15 protein-coding genes are annotated in these 17,461 nt (G+C 66.6%); 3 read left to right on the top strand and 12 right to left on the bottom strand.

What is annotated here, in order from left to right:
- Positions 1-15: 15 nt before the first annotated feature.
- Together ACI3KU_RS07235 and ACI3KU_RS07230 are read left to right on the top strand one after the other, a co-directional pair.
- Positions 16-1,041, top strand: coding sequence for an App1 family protein (locus tag ACI3KU_RS07235; RefSeq protein WP_404921628.1), 1,026 nt, complete (start codon positions 16-18; stop codon positions 1,039-1,041).
- Positions 1,042-1,168: 127 nt separating this feature from the next.
- Positions 1,169-1,882 (top strand): SOS response-associated peptidase, encoded by a 714-nt coding sequence (locus ACI3KU_RS07230; protein ID WP_404921627.1) that lies wholly within the window; start codon positions 1,169-1,171, stop codon positions 1,880-1,882.
- 66 nt (positions 1,883-1,948) lie between these two features.
- Here ACI3KU_RS07230 and ACI3KU_RS07225 read toward each other — a convergent pair whose 3' ends face one another.
- The 5 genes from ACI3KU_RS07225 to ACI3KU_RS07205 all read right to left on the bottom strand — a co-directional run bounded on the left by ACI3KU_RS07225 (position 1,949) and on the right by ACI3KU_RS07205 (position 7,144).
- Positions 1,949-2,365: a cytochrome c oxidase subunit 4 gene (locus ACI3KU_RS07225; protein ID WP_404921626.1), complete on the bottom strand. Its 417-nt coding sequence runs from the start codon at positions 2,363-2,365 to the stop codon at positions 1,949-1,951.
- 1 nt (position 2,366) lies between these two features.
- Positions 2,367-4,106 carry a cytochrome c oxidase subunit I gene (gene ctaD / locus ACI3KU_RS07220; protein ID WP_404921625.1) on the bottom strand — a complete coding sequence of 580 codons (1,740 nt, stop codon included), beginning with the start codon at positions 4,104-4,106 and terminating at the stop codon, positions 2,367-2,369.
- 1 nt (position 4,107) lies between these two features.
- The gene (gene coxB, locus ACI3KU_RS07215; protein WP_404921624.1) at positions 4,108-5,019 is read right to left on the bottom strand and encodes a cytochrome c oxidase subunit II; all 912 of its coding nucleotides are present in this window, start codon (positions 5,017-5,019) and stop codon (positions 4,108-4,110) included.
- Between the two features lie 274 nt (positions 5,020-5,293).
- On the bottom strand, positions 5,294-5,653 hold the full coding sequence (erpA, locus tag ACI3KU_RS07210) for an iron-sulfur cluster insertion protein ErpA (protein WP_404921623.1): 360 nt from the start codon (positions 5,651-5,653) through the stop codon (positions 5,294-5,296).
- A gap of 72 nt (positions 5,654-5,725) precedes the next feature.
- Positions 5,726-7,144 carry a dipeptidase gene (locus ACI3KU_RS07205; protein WP_404921622.1) on the bottom strand — a complete coding sequence of 473 codons (1,419 nt, stop codon included), beginning with the start codon at positions 7,142-7,144 and terminating at the stop codon, positions 5,726-5,728.
- Between the two features lie 45 nt (positions 7,145-7,189).
- On the opposite strand from ACI3KU_RS07205, the gene ACI3KU_RS07200 reads away from it, so the two are divergent.
- Positions 7,190-7,753 carry a DUF3043 domain-containing protein gene (locus tag ACI3KU_RS07200; RefSeq protein ID WP_404921621.1) on the top strand — a complete coding sequence of 188 codons (564 nt, stop codon included), beginning with the start codon at positions 7,190-7,192 and terminating at the stop codon, positions 7,751-7,753.
- 53 nt (positions 7,754-7,806) lie between these two features.
- Here the strand turns inward: ACI3KU_RS07200 and ACI3KU_RS07195 are convergent, their stop codons facing one another.
- The 7 genes from ACI3KU_RS07195 to lspA form a co-directional block, all read right to left on the bottom strand.
- On the bottom strand, positions 7,807-8,829 hold the full coding sequence (locus tag ACI3KU_RS07195) for a quinone-dependent dihydroorotate dehydrogenase (RefSeq protein ID WP_404921620.1): 1,023 nt from the start codon (positions 8,827-8,829) through the stop codon (positions 7,807-7,809).
- Between the two features lie 52 nt (positions 8,830-8,881).
- Entirely contained in the window at positions 8,882-9,352 is a 471-nt protein-coding gene (gene nrdR / locus ACI3KU_RS07190; protein WP_404921619.1) for a transcriptional regulator NrdR, read from the bottom strand.
- Between the two features lie 80 nt (positions 9,353-9,432).
- Positions 9,433-10,737: a histidinol dehydrogenase gene (hisD, locus tag ACI3KU_RS07185; protein ID WP_404921686.1), complete on the bottom strand. Its 1,305-nt coding sequence runs from the start codon at positions 10,735-10,737 to the stop codon at positions 9,433-9,435.
- Positions 10,734-12,113, bottom strand: coding sequence for a hypothetical protein (locus tag ACI3KU_RS07180; protein ID WP_404921618.1), 1,380 nt, complete (start codon positions 12,111-12,113; stop codon positions 10,734-10,736). Before ACI3KU_RS07180 ends, hisD begins: the two co-directional genes overlap by 4 nt.
- Before the next feature lie 7 nt (positions 12,114-12,120).
- Positions 12,121-15,591, bottom strand: a complete 3,471-nt coding sequence (gene dnaE / locus ACI3KU_RS07175; protein WP_404921685.1) for a DNA polymerase III subunit alpha — start codon at positions 15,589-15,591, stop codon at positions 12,121-12,123.
- A 110-nt stretch (positions 15,592-15,701) separates the two neighbouring features.
- Positions 15,702-16,622: an RluA family pseudouridine synthase gene (locus tag ACI3KU_RS07170; protein ID WP_404921684.1), complete on the bottom strand. Its 921-nt coding sequence runs from the start codon at positions 16,620-16,622 to the stop codon at positions 15,702-15,704.
- A gap of 2 nt (positions 16,623-16,624) precedes the next feature.
- Positions 16,625-17,455, bottom strand: coding sequence for a signal peptidase II (gene lspA / locus ACI3KU_RS07165; protein ID WP_404921617.1), 831 nt, complete (start codon positions 17,453-17,455; stop codon positions 16,625-16,627).
- Positions 17,456-17,461: the final 6 nt, after the last annotated feature.

Here is a 17,461-nt window from a genome sequence, read left to right as displayed (position 1 = left end):
GACAGACTGGAACTGATGGCCTCCCCCGAATCCGACCTGCCCGCGAAGATCCACCCCTTCGCGCGTGTCGAGTACCGCTACCACGCGTGGCGTGAGCGGCGGGCGCGTGAGCGAGGCCTGCGGGCGACCATCACGCCTTTTCCGGGATACGGCGGCTCCGGATGGGTGCGCGTCCTCGGACGCGTGCTGATCCTCCCTCAGAAGCGTCCGAGTGACTCCGGCGAGTTCGCGAGCGTGCGCGGATGGCGCAGCTTCGCGGGAATTCCGGTGGGTTTCGCCCAGGTGCGCATCACGATCGGCGGCGTCACCCACGAAATCGTGACCGATCGCGGTGGTGTCGTGGACGTCGTGATCCCCGCCGATCTCGAGCCCGGCTGGCAGCGATTCCAGATGTGGGTCGAGGGCGGTGCCGCCGTCGATGCCACGGCTTTCATCGTGTCACCCGACACCGACTTCGGTGTGGTGTCGGATGTCGATGACACGGTCATGGTGACGGCTCTGCCGCGTCCGCTGGTGGCCGCGTGGAACTCGTTCGTCGTGAACGAGCACGCGCGTCTGCCGGTGCCCGGCATGGCGGTGATGCTGGAGCGACTCATCAGGACGCACCCCGGGGCGCCGATGATCTACCTGTCGACCGGAGCCTGGAACATCGCGCCCATGCTCGCGCGATTCCAGAAGCGTCACCTTTTCCCGCGCGGATCGATGCTGCTCACCGACTGGGGTCCCACGCACGATCGCATGTTCCGCAGCGGCCAACAGCACAAGCGCGACAACCTGGAACGTCTGGCACGCGAGTTCCCCCACATCCGCTGGCTGCTGATCGGCGACGACGGTCAGCACGATGACGCGATCTACACCGCGTTCGCGAAGGAACATCCCGAGAACGTTGCGGCCGTCGCCATCCGCCGCTTGTCGGCAACCGAGGCCGTCCTGGCGGGTGGCCGCACCCTCGTCGACGATCATTCCACGATCCCGTGGATCAGCGCGTCCGACGGCGCGGGTCTGCTCCAGCAGGTGCGCGAACACGGCATCATCTCCTGACTCACCCCATCACCGCGAGACTTGCATCTGTGGGCGACAATCGCCGCGTTGCGCGGATTCTCACCCACAGACGGAAGCCTCGCGGGCCATGGGGCGCGATGTCGGTGGCCGGCCGTAGGCTGAGAGCATGTGCGGACGTTTCGTCGTAGCTGAAGTCGGATCCGAGCTCGTCTCGGTGCTCCGCGTCGATCTCGTGGCCGAAAGCCTCCCGACGCCGTCCTGGAATGTGGCTCCCACCGCGCAGGCGGCCATCGTCCTGGATTCGGTGAAGACCGAGCCGCCCACGCGCCGCCTGGAGAGCGCGCGCTGGGGTCTGGTCCCGTCCTGGGCCAAGGATCCCTCCGTGGGGGCGCGCGCGTTCAACGCCCGCTCCGAGGAACTGGAAGACAAGCCGATGTTCCGCAGCGCCTTCGAGAACCGCCGCGCTGTCATCCCGGCCAGCGGCTACTACGAATGGCACACCACGCCCGACGGCAAGCAGCCCCACTACATCCACCCCGCCGACGATCAGCCCCTGTTCTTCGCGGGACTGTACGAGTGGTGGCGTGACAAGTCCAAGGCCGACGACGACCCGACGCGCTGGCTGCTGAGCTTCACCATCCTCACGCGGGCATCCGCCGGTCCGCTCGCCGACATCCACGACCGCATGCCCGTGGTGCTCGACATCGACTACGCCGACGCCTGGCTGGATCCCACCGTCGACTACCAGCGCGATGTGCTCCAAGCTGCCTACGATGCGGCGCCCGAGCTGTCCGACACGTTCGAGATCCGTCCCGTCGGGTCCGCCGTCGGCAACGTCCGCAACGACTCGCCCTCGCTCATCCTTCCGCTGCCCTCCTGAGCGCGGAACTAGCGACACGACAAAGGGCCGCCCCGAAGGGCGGCCCTTTGTCGTGTCGCTATCGGCTCAGCGAGCGAAGTAACCGCGGTAGTACTCGTAGACCCAGCCGACGATAGCGATCGCGAAGATCGCGACGCCGACGGGCAGCAGGAACTGACCCACCGCGAGACCGACCATGAAGATACCGGCAGAGGAAGCCAGGACCAGCGGCCACCACGACCACGGGCTGAACTCACCGAGCTCCGGGTCACCGTCATCGATATCGGCAGTGAGCGAGTCCTCGGGCAGCAGGCCACCCGTGGACTTGTCGACGCGGCCGAGATACCAGGCGACCATCACGGCCATGAAGAACGCGAAGAGGAGACCGACAGTGCCGACCCACTCCACACCGCCATGGTCCAGGACGTTCCAGACCGTGTAGGTACCGGCAACGACCAGGAAGAAGACGCCGAGGATGTACCAGAGGTTGACGTTGGATCGCACGTTACTTCGCCTCTCCGTCGGTGACCGCGTCGGTAGCCGTGGGGACGAAGCCCTCGGCCGCCTCGGGGTGGTTCAGATCGAATGCCGGACGCTCCGAACGGATGCGCGGGATCGACGTGAAGTTGTGACGCGGGGGCGGGCACGACGTCGCCCACTCGAGCGATCCACCGTAGCCCCACGGGTCGTTGACAGTGACCTTCGGAGCCTTGCGAGCGGTGATCCAGACGTTCAGGAAGAACGGGATCATCGAAGCGCCGAGGATGACGGCACCGATGGTGGACACCTGGTTCTGCCAGGTCCAGCCGTCGAAGTCCGAGTAGTCGGCGTAGCGTCGCGGCATGCCATCGACACCCAGCCAGTGCTGGATGAGGAACGTCATGTGGAAACCGATGAACAGCATCCAGAAGTGGACGTAGCCGAGACGCTCGTTGAGCATGCGCCCGGTCCACTTGGGCCACCAGAAGTAGAAGCCGGCGAACATGGCGAACACCACGGTTCCGAACACCACGTAGTGGAAGTGAGCCACCACGAAGTAGGAGTCACTGAGCGCGAAGTCCAGCGGTGGCGAGGCCAGGATGACACCGGTGAGACCACCGAAGACGAAGGAGACCAGGAAGCCGAGGGCGAACACCATGGGTGTCTCGAAGGTGATCGAGCCTCGCCACATCGTTCCGATCCAGTTGAAGATCTTCACACCCGTCGGCACCGCGATGAGCATGGTCATCAGAGCGAAGAACGGCAGCAGCACGGCACCCGTCACATACATGTGGTGAGCCCACACAGCGACGGAGAGCGCGGCGATCGCGATGGTGGCGTAGATCAGCGTCTTGTACCCGAAGATCGGCTTGCGGCTGAAGACCGGGAAGATCTCGGAGACGATGCCGAAGAACGGCAGCGCGATGATGTACACCTCGGGGTGGCCGAAGAACCAGAACAGGTGCTGCCAGAGCAGTACGCCGCCGTTGGCCGGGTCGTAGATGTGAGAGCCGAGGATGCGGTCCGCAGCAGCGGCGAACATGGCCGCAGCCAGCACTGGGAACGCCATCAGGATCAGCAGGCTGGTGACCAGCGTGTTCCACGAGAAGATCGACATGCGCCACATGGTCATACCCGGGGCGCGCATCGTGATGATCGTGGTGATGAAGTTCACAGCACCGAGGATGGTGCCGAAACCGCTCATACCGAGGCCGACCATCCAGAGGTTTCCTCCGGCGCCGGGCGAGAACGAAGCGTTCGCGAGCGGCTGATAGGCGAACCATCCGAAGGAGGCAGCACCCTGCGGGGTGAGGAAGCCGGCGACCGCGATGATCGAACCGAACAGGAACAGCCACAGGGCGAAGGCGTTCAGACGGGGGAAGGCCACATCGGGCGCTCCCAGCTGCAGCGGCAGGATCGCGTTTGCGAAGCCCGCGAACAGCGGCGTCGCGAACATCAGCAGCATGATCGTGCCGTGCATCGTGAAGAGCTGGTTGTACTGCTCCTTGGTGGGCACGATCTGCATACCCGGAGCGAACAGCTCGGCACGGATGATGAGGGCCATCACACCGCCGAGGAGGAAGAAGATCACCGAGGCGATGAGGTACATGTACCCGATCGTCTTGTGGTCAGTGGACGTGATCCACTTGACGAAGATGTTGCCCTTCTGCTCCACCCGGGTGCTGCTCATCAGTGCTGCCTGACGAGGCGGCATCGTGGTGGGACGGACGCTCTCAGCCGGCGTGGGCTCGACGGTCGTCGTCATGTCAGTGTTCCTCCTCGCTGGAGTGCGCCCCGGTGCCGGGGAGGTTGGAGAGGCGGTCGTACTCGTCCTGGATGGAGCCGGTCTGGCCCTTCGCCTTCAGAGTCGCGAGGTAGTCCTCGTACTCGGCGTCGCTGACGACCTTCACGTTGAACAGCATCATCGAGTGGTACTCACCGCAGAGCTCGGCGCACTTGCCCTGGTACGTTCCCTCACGCGTGGGCGTGAACGACCAGAAGTTGTCGCGACCGATGTAAAGGTCCTTCTTGTACAGGAAGTCAATGATCCAGAAGGAGTGGGCGACATCGCGCGACTCCAGCTGGATCTTCACCGTCTTGTTGACCGGGAGGTACAGCGTGGGAAGCGCATCCTGGTTGACGTTGCCGTCCTTGTCGGGCTGGGCCTGAACGCCCATGCTCCAGACATCGTCCGAACCATCGGCGGCCCCACCCTGGTACTCGAAGTCCCAGGCCCACTGCTTCCCGGTGGCGATGACCGAGACATCCGGGTCTTCGTACTGCGTCTCCAGGATGACCTGGTCGCGTGCCGTGAAGAAGAAGAAGCCGACGACCAGAATCAACGGGACGATCGTGTAGAAGATCTCCATCGGCATGTTGTAGCGCATCTGCACCGGCAGGCCGGTCTGGCCCTTGCGACGGCGGTACGCCACAGCGGCGAAGAGCATGAGCGCCCACGTGATCGCACCGACCACGAGCAGGACGATCCATGAGGTGGTCCAGAGACCGGACACCATCTCGGTGTGGTTGGTGGCAGGAGGCAGCGCATTACCGCTGTCGTCCATGAAGCCGGGCAGGAAGCCGTTGAGCTCCTGCGGCGTGCAGCCGGCAAGAACGAGGGCGCCTGCGCCCAGCCCGACGGGGAGGGCGGCCCAGCGGAGGTGACGTTTGGACGGCACGATGCACCTTTCGGATCGCTAATCAGTCAACTCTCAGTCTAGAGCAACCTCACACGCTGTTCAGGCCATCCATCCAGCGGTTCGCCGTTTTGCCGACATCCTGTCGGCGTGTTTCGCGCGGATCGGCGTGCGCTCCCCCGGCGCGTCGCGTGAGTCGGCCCCGTGCGCCCGCAGAATCGGCCATCCCGTCACGATCGGATAACGCGCTCCCGTGCACGAAATGACGATCGGCGCCGACCCTGTACGGGGCCGGCGCCGATCTCAGAAGCGCGGATCAGTGGAAGCTGTCGCCACAGGCGCAGCTGCCGGCCGCGTTGGGGTTGTCGATCGTGAATCCCTGCTCGCTGATCGTGTCCTTGAAGTCGATGGCTGCACCGTCCAGGTAGGGCACCGACATGTTGTCCACGATGACCTCGACGCCCTCGAAGTCCACGGTCTCGTCGCCCTCGAGGTAGCGCTCATCGAAGTAGAGCTGGTAGATCAGGCCGGAGCATCCGCCGGGCTGGACAGCGACGCGCAGACGAAGGTCGTCGCGCCCCTCCTGCTCCAGCAGGCTCTTCACCTTGGCGGAGGCCGCCGTGGTGAGGGTGACGCCGTGCGCCGGCGCCTGCGTGTCCAGGGTGGTGTCCGTCATGGTTCCTCCAAAGCGTGTCGCCGCGTTCAGGCTCTGTCGATTCTACCGTCGCGTCCGCGACTGCGGGTCGATTCAGGCGCTGCGTTCGTTCAGACGGTTCAGCAGCAGCGCCTCGGTGGCGATCGCGTTGCCGAAGGTCTCCAGGTGCAGCGACTCGTTCGGGCTGTGCGCACGAGCGTGCGGGTCCTCGACGCCGGTCACCAGGATCTGCGCGTCGGGGAAGTCGCGCACGAGGTCGGCGATGAAGGGGATCGAGCCGCCCACGCCGAAGTCCACGGGAGCCGCGCCGTAGCCGTCGTGCATCGCGCCGCGAGCGATGTCGACGGCGTACCCGCTGGTATCGACGAGGAACCCGTCACCGCAGTCGATGTCGCTGAACGTGAGCTCGGCGCCGAAGGGGGCGTGCGCACGCAGGTGCGCCTCGAGAGCGGCGTAGGCATCCTGCGCGCGCTGCCCGGGGGCCACGCGGGAGGAGATCACCACGGTGACCTCGGGCGAGATCGTGTTGGACGCGTTGGCGACCGAGGTGAAGTCGACGCCCGTCACGGTGACCGACGGCTTGTTCCAGATGCGGCTGAGGATCGTGCCCTCGCCGATCGGTGACACGCCCGGCAGGAGCCCTGCCTCGTCGCGCAGCGTCTCCTCGGAGTACTCCGGCGTCTCGGCATCGCGGACGGCGAGACCCTCGACCGCGACCGCGCCGTTCTCGTCCCACAGGGTGGCGAGCAGCTTGATGGTGGCAAGCATCGCGTCGGGCACCGCTCCCCCGAACATGCCGGAGTGCGAGGCGTGCTCGAGCGTGCGGACAGTCAGCGTGAAGCGGGCGTTGCCACGCAACGAGACGGTCAGCGCCGGGGTGCGTGAATCCCAGTTTCCGGAATCGGCCACCACGATCACGTCAGCGCGCAGCGCATCGGCGTTGTCCTGCAGGAACTGGGCGAACGAGCGCGAGCCGTACTCCTCCTCGCCCTCGATGAACATCGCGATGCCGAGGTCGAAGTCCTCTCCCGCCGCTTCCACCAGTGCTCGAATGGCCGCGATGTGCGCCATGATTCCGGCCTTGTCGTCGGCAGCGCCGCGACCGTGCAGACGACCGTCGCGCACGGTGGGCTCGAACGGCGGGGTGTCCCACAGCGCCTCATCTCCCGGAGGCTGCACGTCGTGGTGGGCGTAGAGCAGGATCGTCGGCTTGCCATTGCGCGCTGCGCGCGTCGCCAGCACCGCCGGCTGACCGTGCTCGTCGGTGCCCGGGATCGCCGCCGTCGTGACGCGAACCGAATCGAACACGCCCGTTCCCTCCGCGAGTGCGGCAACGGCCTCGGCGCTGCGCTGCAGTTGCGTCTGGTCGAAGGCGGGCCACGCGATGGAGGGAATCCGGACCAGCCCACCGAGATCGGCGAGCGCCGCGGGCACCCCCGCGCGCGCTGCGGCGAGGATGGCGGAATCGGAGTCGGACAGCGTTTCTGGGTGCGGATGCTGCTCAGAGGTCATGCGGGTAATCTTAGAAGGGTTCCCGACGACGACGAGAGGTCATCCGTGGCGCAGAAAGCCGAAACTCCCACCCCTGACGAGGCAGCGACGCCCGCCGTCGGCAAGGGGCGCGCGACGCCGTCCCGCGCCGAGCAGGAGGCCGCCCGCCGCCGCCCGCTGGCACCGGACACCAAGGAGGCCAAGGCCGCAGCGCGTTCCCGCCTCAACGAACAGCGCAACCGCGCCCGCGACGGCATGGCCAACGGCGAGGAGAAATACCTCCCGGCGCGTGACAAGGGCCCGCAGAAGCGCTGGGCGCGTGACTACGTGGATGCCGGATTCCACCTCGGCGAGTTCGTGATGCCGATCATGATCCTGGTGCTGCTGACCTCCATGATCCCGGTGACCGAGGTCTACTACATCGCGTTCATGGTGCTCTTCGTCTACGTGCTGCTCATGATCGGCGACATGCTGATCCTGGCCCGCAACGTGAAGAAGAAGCTCACAGCGAAGTACGGCGCCGACCGCCTCGAGCGTGGTCTCGGCTGGTATTCCGCCATGCGGTCCATGCAGATGCGTTTCATCCGTCTGCCGAAACCGCAGGCGAAGCGCGGTCAGTACCCCGCGTAACCCACGACACGAGAATGGCCCCGATCCGCGGATCGGGGCCATTCGTCATTCCGTCAGCGAGCCGCGAGTGCCCGGTTGAGTTTGCGTGCCCAGAACGGCCCCTCGAAGATGAAGCCGCTGTAGCCCTGTACGAGCGTGGCACCGGCGTCCAGTCGCGCCTGCGCATCGGCACCCGTCTCGATGCCGCCGACGGAGATCACGCAGAAGTCCTCGGGGACGGCCGATCGCACCGTCTGCAACACCTCCAGCGAGCGCGCCTTGAGCGGCGCACCGGACAGCCCACCCGCACCCGCGGCCTCGACCACCGCGGGATCGGTGCGCAGCCCCTCGCGGGAGATCGTCGTATTCGTGGCGATGATGCCGGCCAGCCCCTCGCGCACGGCGAGCTGGGCGATCCCGGTGATCTCCTCGTCGCTGAGATCCGGGGCGATCTTCACCAGGACGGGAGTCTCGCCGGCGGCTTCGCGGACCGCTTGCAGCAGGGGCGCGAGCGTCTCGACGGCTTGAAGCCCGCGGAGGCCCGGAGTGTTGGGCGAGGACACGTTGACGGCGAGGTAGTCGGCAAGAGGTGCGACGAGGCTCGCGCTGCGAACGTAGTCGGCGGTGGCGTCTTCGACCTCAACCACGCGGCTCTTGCCGATGTTGGCGCCGATCACGATGTCGGGGGCGTTCCGGCGCAGCTTCGCGAGCTGGACCGCGGCAGCTTCAGCACCGCGGTTGTTGAAGCCCATCCGGTTCACGATCGCGCGGTCCGGGATCAGGCGGAACAGGCGCGGTCGCGGGTTGCCGTCCTGCGGGATCGCGGTGACCGTTCCCACTTCGACGTGGCCGAAGCCGAGCGCGGCGAGTCCCCGCACCATCCGCACGTCCTTGTCGAAGCCCGCAGCCATGCCGAACGGGGACGGGAACCATAGGCCGACGGCCTTCGTCCGGATCGACGCGGCGGGGCGGGTGAGGGCCCGAGCGATCCAGGAGAACGGCGGCACGCCAATCAGGCGAATGACCCAGACGACGAGATGGTGCACCGTCTCGGGGTCGATTTTCGAGAAGAGCACACGGAAGACGAAGGCATACATCGTGTTCCAGAGTACCGGGCAGCAGTACCGCTCCCCCGCCACGGGAACTCGGTCAGTCGGCGGCGCGGGCTGGTTGACGGTGGTCGGCTCGCAGATCCGTGATGGCCGCTTCGAAATCCTCGAGAGACTCGAATGCTTGGTAGACGCTGGCGAAGCGGAGGTAGGCCACCTCGTCGAGCTCGCGGAGCGGCTGGAGGATGGACAGACCGATCTCGTTCGCGTCGATCTGGCTCTGCCCGGTCTGGCGCACGGATTCCTCGACGCGCTGAGCAAGGAGTGCGAGATCGGCGTCGGTGACGGGACGCCCCTGGCAGGCCTTGCGTACACCGGACACGACCTTGTCACGACTGAACGGCTCGATGGCGCCGGAGCGTTTGATCACGCCGAGGCTGGCGGTCTCCAGAGTGGAGAAGCGGCCTCCGCACTCCGGACACTGGCGACGACGGCGGATCGAGAGACCGTCATCGCTGGTACGCGAGTCGATCACACGGGAATCGGAATGGCGGCAGAACGGGCAATGCATGGCCTCCACAGGATACGGCACACGCGCATGCGCGCCGTCCCAGCAGGGACGGCGCGCATGGAACTGCCAGGATCCGTGTGTCAGGCGAAGCGCGCGGTGACCGCCTCGCCGTGGGCCGGTAGATCCTCGGCGTTCGCCAGGGCGACGATCTCCGAGTGCACCGCCTCCAGAGCATCACGGGAGTACTCGATGATCTGCTGCGGCCGCAGGAAGGTGTGCGCACCGAGGCCCGCGGCGAATCGCGACGAACCCGCGGTCGGCAGCACGTGGTTCGAGCCGGCGAGGTAATCCCCCAGGCTCACGGGCGAGGACGGACCGATGAAGAGGGCACCCGCGTTGGTGTAGCCCGCGGCTGCCTCCGCAGCTCCACGGATGTGCAGCTCGAGGTGCTCAGGTCCGTACGCGTTGCTGACGTCCCGCGCTGCTTGTGGCGAGTCGACCAGGACGATCGCCGACTGCGGACCGGCGAGGGCGGCGCGGACGCGGGTCGCGTGCTTCGTCTCGCCGACACGGACGTCGATGGCAGCCGCCACGGCGTCTGCGAGGGCTGGCGAATCGGTGACCAGCACGGCACCGGCCTGCTCGTCGTGCTCGGCCTGGCTCACCAGGTCTGCGGCGACCAGGGCGGCGTCGGCAGAATCGTCGGCAACCACGAGGATCTCGGTGGCGCCGGCCTCCGCGTCGATGCCGACCGTGCCGGAGACCACGCGCTTGGCTGCCGCGACGAAGTTGTTGCCGGGCCCCGTCACCACATCGACGGGGTCCAGGCCGAGGGAGGCAACGCCGTGAGCGAGGGCGCCGATGGCACCGGCGCCGCCGATCGCATACACCTCGTCGATGCCGAGGAGCGCGGCCGCGGCCAGGATCGTCGGGTGGACTCGGCCGTTGTAGTCGCGCTGCGGCGGTGATGCCAGCGCGACCGAGGCGACACCGGCGATCTGCGCGGGGACCACGTTCATGACGACGCTGGACGACAGGGCCGCCTTCCCGCCGGGGACGTAGACACCGACACGGTTGACCGGCTGCCAGCGTTGCGTGACGCGAGCTCCTTCGGCGAGCTGCGTGACCTGCGGCTGCGGAACCTGTGCCGCAGAGGCCAGTCGAACCCGCCGAATGGACTCTTCGAGTGCCGCCCGCACGGCGGGGTCGACGCTCGCGAGGGCCTCCTCCAGCTGCTCGCGCGGCACCCGGATCGCGTGTCCTTCGGCACCGTCGAAGCGAGCAGCCTGCTCGCGCAGTGCCTCCTCGCCACGCGCTCGCACATCGGCGACGATCTCCGCCGCGACGACCTGTGCGTTCGCGTGCGCGTCGGCGCCTCGAGGGACGATGGCGAGAAGTTCTGCGGGCGAGAGCTGCTGCCCGCGCAGGTCGATGGTGCGCATCAGTTTCTGATCACTCCGGTCAGGTTGGTGAGGAAACCCACCCGCCCGTCCGTGGAGCGGACCAGCAGGCGGTCCCCGCGATCTTCGAGGGCGAGGGTCCAGGCGGACGGCTCCACGGGGAACATGGGCCGGCCCAGGGGGTCGACCGCAATGCGCACCTCGGGAACCAGAATCCAGAATCCCCGGTGTGCCGGCGTTTCGGATCCGCTTCCCGCCCGGTCATCATCGGCCGCCGGTTCCGGATCAGCGCCCGCAGCTGGTGCGAGGGCATCCACCGGAGATTCGGCGGTCGAGGCGACCGCTCCCATGCTATCCACGTCGTGCGGTGCGTCCTCGCGACGGGCGTCATCGGCCGACGCGGAGCCGAAGGCAGGAACGAGACCGTGACCGACCTCCGTTGCATCGTCGATCGTCGCGGCGGACGTCTCACGTTCAGCGGTTCCGCTCACTCGCGGCACCGGGTGACGGAAGGGGCCAGCGGCAGGGAACATCGTCGCAGCACGCACCGGCCGCACGGCGGAGCGCACCGCGTCCGCCGCGCTGATCAGCACGGCATCGGTTGCGGCGATGGCCCTCTCCCCTGCCCGTGGGTGCAGGGGTCGGTCCGATGGATGAGCCAGGGCAGCGGGGCGAGAGGTGAAGTCTTCTCGAAGTCCGGGAATGAGGGATCCTGCCAGGCCGACCACCACGAATCCGACAGCGAGCAGGCAGCCGAACCAGGCGACCGCGCCGAGCGCCATCACGTTGAGCCACCCGAGCAGCGCGCTCACCGAGGCGGCCGCGATGAACGCATCGACACTGAACATGCCGACCCGCAGGTGCGGCGCCCAGCAACGACGCACGACGGCGACGATGACGGCGATTGCGGGGATCGCGATGATCATGACCCACAGCGCCGCGAGCGCGACGACGGGGTGATAGGCCCCGGGCGAGACGGAGATGAATCCGGCCGCGAGCTGAGCGAGGCCGAGGATCACGATGAGCACCTCGCGAAGCGTGAACACGCCGACCCACAGCGGCTGCCGTGTCACGGCCGGAGCCGCGCCACCGAGCGCGACGAGGTCCTGCCAGGGGTCGCCGGGCAGGGCTGTGGCCGTGGCCTCCGCGCCCCCGGGCAATCCGCCGCTCGACGTACCCGCCCGTTGCGGTTCCGCTTCCTCGCGCCGTGTCAGCGATCTGGCCCGCCGCCGCGGGCTCGGCTGATCGGCTCGTGCCGACGAAGCGTCGCGTCGTGTACTCGACCGTTCGCCTGCCCCGGTGTCTGCGTTGGCTGACGGGCGCGGCACAGATGCGTCTGTCGGCGCGGACGGGTCTGCCGGTGTTGATTGCGGCAGGGGCGCATAGGGGTTGCGGAACTCCGCCTCGGAGGACTCGGTCATCGTGGGATCACCCCAGGCACTGCGGGCCGAGCAGTGACTTCAGTTCGCCGAACAGCTCTGCGGTGAGACCGACGGAGTATGGCAGGTCGAACACCTTGGCGCTGCGGCCACGGTGCATCTTGAGAATGACGTCCGTGTCCCCCGCGTTTCGCCGCAGGATCTCGGCGAGCTCCACCATCGCGCGCTCCGTGGCCCGCGCTTCCGAGAGCACCAGCGTGAGCTCCGTGCTGGCATCCAGCGAGCCGACGTCGGGGGTCATCGCCGACTGCGCATGAATGTTCATGCCGTCGTCGCGACGGGAGACACGACCGCGGACCGCGAGGATCGAGTCGGGCTGCAGCGCGTGCTGGAACTCCAGATACGTCTTGCCCATGAACATGACGGTGATCTCACCGGAGAAGTCCTCCACCGTGATCATGCCGTACGGGTTTCCGCTGGCCTTGGCCACGCGGTGCTGCACGCTGGTGACGAGACCGGCCACGGTGACCTGATCTCCGTCGTTGATCTCTTCGCTGCTGAGCAGGTTCTCGATGCCGGTCGACGCATGCTTGGCGAGTGCCATTTCCAGGCCGGCAAGCGGGTGGTCGGAGACGTAGAGGCCGAGCATCTCACGCTCGAACGCCAGCTTGTCCTTCTTCGTCCACTCCGGCCGATCCGGAACGAAGGACGTGGTGGAGGTCTCGTCCTCGCCGAGCAGGCTGTCAAAGTCGAAGCCGATAGCACCGGTGGCGGCTTTGCGCTTATCGCCCACCGCGGCATCGACCGCGTCCTCGTGGATCTCCATGAGCGCACGACGCGTGTCACCCATGGAGTCGAAGGCGCCGGCCTTGATGAGCGATTCCACGGTGCGCTTGTTCGCGACGTGGGCGGGCACGCGCTTGAGGAATTCGTGGAACGAGAGGTACGGCCCCTCGGCTCGTGCCTCGACGATGCCGTCCACCACATTGGATCCGACGTTGCGCACCGCGCCGAGTCCGAAGCGGATGTCTTCACCGACGGCGGCGAAGTACTTGATGGACTGCGACACGTCCGGCGGCAGCACCTTGATGCCCATGCGGCGGCACTCGTTCAGGTACAGCGCCATCTTGTCCTTGGAGTCGCCGACGCTGGTGAGCAGTGCGGCCATGTACTCGGCGGGATAGTGCGCCTTGAGATATGCCGTCCAGTACGACACCAGACCATAGGCGGCGGAGTGCGCTTTGTTGAAGGCGTAGTCAGAGAAGGGCAGCAGGATGTCCCAGAGCGACTTGATGGCTGCCTCGCCGAAGCCGCGCTCGATCATGCCGTCGTGGAAGCCCTCGTACTGCTTGTCCAGCTCCGACTTCTTCTTCTTGCCCATCGCTCGACGGAGGATGTCTGCTTGTCCGAGCGAGAAGCCGGCCACGCGCTGGGCGATGGCCATGACCTGCTCCTGGTAGATGATCAGGCCGTAGCTGATGTCCAGGATGTCCCGCAGCGGTTCCTCCAGCTCCGGATGGATCGGAGTCACCGGCTGCAGGCCGTTCTTGCGCAGGGCGTAGTTCGTGTGGGAGTTGGCGCCCATCGGGCCCGGCCGGTACAGCGCGATCACGGCGGAGACGTCTTCGAAGTTGTCCGGCTTCATCAGGCGCAGCAGTGATCGCATCGGACCACCATCGAGCTGGAACACCCCCAGGGTGTCACCGCGCGCCAGCAGATCGTAGGAGGGCTGGTCATCCAGCGGCAGCTGTTCCAGATCGAGAGTCTCACCGCGGTTGGCCGTGATGTTGTCGAGCGCGTCGGAGATGATCGTGAGGTTTCGCAGCCCGAGGAAGTCCATCTTGATCAGGCCGAGGGACTCACACGCCGGGTAGTCGAACTGCGTGACGATCTGGCCGTCCTGCTCGCGCTTCATGATCGGGATGATGTCGATCAGGGGGTCCGACGACATGATCACGCCGGCAGCGTGCACACCCCACTGGCGCTTGAGGTTCTCGATCCCGAGCGCCGTGTCGAACACGGTCTTGGCGTCCGGATCGCTGTCGACGACTGCGCGGAACTCGCTCGCCTCCTTGAAGCGGGGGTGTTCTGGGTCATACATGCCGGTGAGCGGCATGTCCTTGCCCATCACCGCCGGCGGCATCGCCTTGGTGAGCTTCTCCCCCATGCTGAACGGGAAGCCCAGCACCCGGCCGGCGTCCTTCAGCGCCTGCTTGGCCTTGATCGTGCCGTAGGTGACGATCTGCGCCACGCGGGCATCGCCGTACTTCTCGGTGACGTAGTTGATCACCTCGGTGCGGCGACGGTCATCGAAGTCGACGTCGAAGTCGGGCATCGACACACGATCCGGATTGAGGAATCGCTCGAAGATGAGACCGTGCGGCAGGGGGTCCAGGTCCGTGATGCGCATGGCGTACGCGGCCATGGAGCCTGCTCCGGAACCACGCCCCGGCCCGACGCGGATGCCGTTGTCCTTGGCCCAGTTGATGAAGTCGGCGACCACGAGGAAGTATCCGGGGAACTTCATCTGGGTGATGATGCCGACCTCGTAGTCAGCCTGCTTGCGCACGTCATCGGGGATGCCGTTCGGGTAGCGGTAGTGCAGCCCCTTCTCGACTTCCTTGATGAACCAGCTCTCCTCGGTCTCCCCCTCGGGAACCGGGAAGCGGGGCATGTAGTTCGCCTCGGTGTCGAACTCCACGTTGCAGCGCTCGGCGATGAGCAGCGTGCTCTCGACCGCCTGCGGGTAATCGCGGAAGAGGTCGCGCATCTCGGCCGCGGACTTGAGGTAGTAGCCGTCACCGTCGAACTTGAACCGCTTCGGGTCATCCAGCGTGGAGCCGGACTGCACGCACAGCAGAGCGGCGTGGGCATCGGCGTCGTGCTGGTGCGTGTAGTGCAGGTCGTTGGTGCCGACGAGGGGAATGCTGAGATCCTTCGCGATCTTCAACAGATCGCCCATGATCCGGCGCTCGATGTCGAGTCCGTGATCCATGATCTCGGCGAAGTAGTTCTCCTTGCCGAACAGGTCCTGGAACTCCGCCGCTGCCGCTCGCGCCTCCTTGTACTGGCCGAGTCGGAGTCGGGTCTGGATCTCGCCTGATGGGCATCCCGTCGTGGCGATGAGACCGTCGTGGTACGTGTTCAGCAGGTCCCGATCCATGCGGGGCTTGAAGTAGTAACCCTCGATGCTGGCCAGCGAGCTCAACCGGAAGAGATTGTGCATACCGGTGTTGTTCTCTGCCCAGATCGTCATGTGCGTGTATGCACCCGATCCGGACACGTCGTCGGACTGCTGGTCGGCGGTACCCCAGCGGATTCGCGTCTTATCGCTGCGGTGCGTGCCCGGAGTGACGTACGCCTCGATGCCGATGATCGGCTTCACACCGCCGGCCTTCGCCGTCTTGTAGAACTCGAAGGCTCCGAAAGTGTTGCCGTGGTCGGTGACGGCGATGGCCGGCATGCCCTGTTTCTCGGCTTCCGCGACCATCGCACCGAGGCGCGCCGCCCCGTCCAGCATGGAGTATTCGCTGTGGACGTGGAGGTGCACGAAGGAGTCGCTTGTCACCCTCCGAGCCTACCCGTCACCACCGACATCAGAGGTCGGGCCGGGCGGTGCGCGCGGCGACATCAGGAGGTGGCGAGGACGTCCAGTGCGTGCTGCAGATCCGCGGGATACGGCGATTCGAACGTGACCCACTCACCGCTGCCCGGGTGCTCGAACGCCAGGCGATGCGCGTGCAGCCACTGCCGGGTGAGGCCGAGCCGCGTGGCGAGCTTCGGATCGCCGCCGTACAGCGGATCCCCGACGAGCGGGTGCTTCATCGCCGCCAGGTGGACGCGGATCTGGTGCGTGCGCCCGGTCTCCAAGTGGATCTCCAACAGCGAAGCGCCGACGAACGCCTCAAGCGTCTCGTAGTGCGTGACGGAGTCCTTGCCCTCCGGGCGAACCGCGAACTTCCAGGAGTGGGCGGGGTGCCGACCGATCGGAGCGTCGATGGTTCCCGCGAGCGGGTCGAGGTATCCCTGCGCGATGGCGTGGTAGATCTTCTCGACCGTGCGGTCCTTGAAAGCGCGCTTCAGCAGCGTGTAGGCGCGCTCCGATTTGGCGACGACCATCAGCCCGCTGGTTCCGGCGTCGAGACGGTGGACAACGCCCTGGCGCTCCGCCGCGCCGGACGTGGCGATGCGGAAGCCGGCAGCGGCCAGCGCCCCCACAACCGTCGGCCCATCCCACCCCAGCGAAGGGTGCGCGGCCACGCCGGCGGGTTTGTCCACCACGACGATGTCGTCATCGTCGTGGATGATCCCCAGCTCCGGAACTGCCGTTGGCACGACCTCCAGGTCGCGCTTCGGCTCCCAGGCGACGTCGAGGCGAGCGCCATCGAGGACGCGATCCGATTTCCCAACCGGACGACCGTTCTGGAACACACCGCCGGATTCGGCTATCTCCGCAGCGAACGTGCGAGACACGTCGATCAAACGTGCCAGCACCGCGTCGACGCGTGACCCCGCGTCCTGGCCGTCGATGACGAACGAGCGTGACTCCACACTCACGCGTCGTGGCGGGCCGGAAGGGTGTCCGGGTTCTCGGGGGCGCGCTCTGCCGCGGCGTCCGCAGCATCCACGTCCTGAGCGTCGGCGTCCGACAGCTCCTGGGCGACAGCGGCCTGCGTCTCGGCCAGGGCTTCGGCTGCGGCCTCTTCGCGACGGTGATTCGTCATGTCCTGCGTGCTCCCTTCCGATGACGACTGCGCGGCCAGGCGGTCACGGCGCTCGCGTCGACTCTCATAGCGATCCTCGTCGTCGATCGCTCCGAGCACCACCCCAGCAGCGGCAACCTCCGCGGTCGCGGATGTCGCTTCCACCTTGGCCTCGCGGGACCCGTCCATGCGGATGCCGACCAGCACGATGATGGCGATCGAGATCATGCTCGTGACGATGAACATGTCGGCCACGTTGTAGATGGCCGGCATCATCCATGGCGTGTTGATGAAGTCGACCACATGCCCCACGAGGAAACCGGGCGCGCGGAACAGGCGGTCGGTGAGGTTGCCCAGCACACCGCCGAGCAGAGCACCGAGGACCACGGCCCAGAGACGGGATTTCACGCGGGTGAGCATCAGCACGACGATCGCGATGGCAACGCCTGCGAGTGCGAGGGAGAAGATCCAGGTGACGCCCTCGCCCATCGAGAACGCCGCGCCAGGGTTGAAGGTCAGCGTGAAACGAAGGAACTCTCCGATGACGTTGACCCACACCCCCTCCTGCAGGTTCTGCAGGACGAGGTGCTTGGTGAACTGGTCAGCGGCCAGGGCCACCAGCGCGATACTCGCGATGATGGCACTGGCCGCCGCCCGAGGAAGTGGCTTCCTGACGGTCATCCGTTC

It is taken from the genome of Microbacterium sp. ZW T5_56 (assembly GCF_044987425.1).
In the GTDB taxonomy this organism is placed as follows: domain Bacteria; phylum Actinomycetota; class Actinomycetes; order Actinomycetales; family Microbacteriaceae; genus Microbacterium.
The sequence above is the reverse complement of the archived record's forward strand: the minus strand, read 5'-3'. Positions and strand labels throughout refer to the sequence as shown.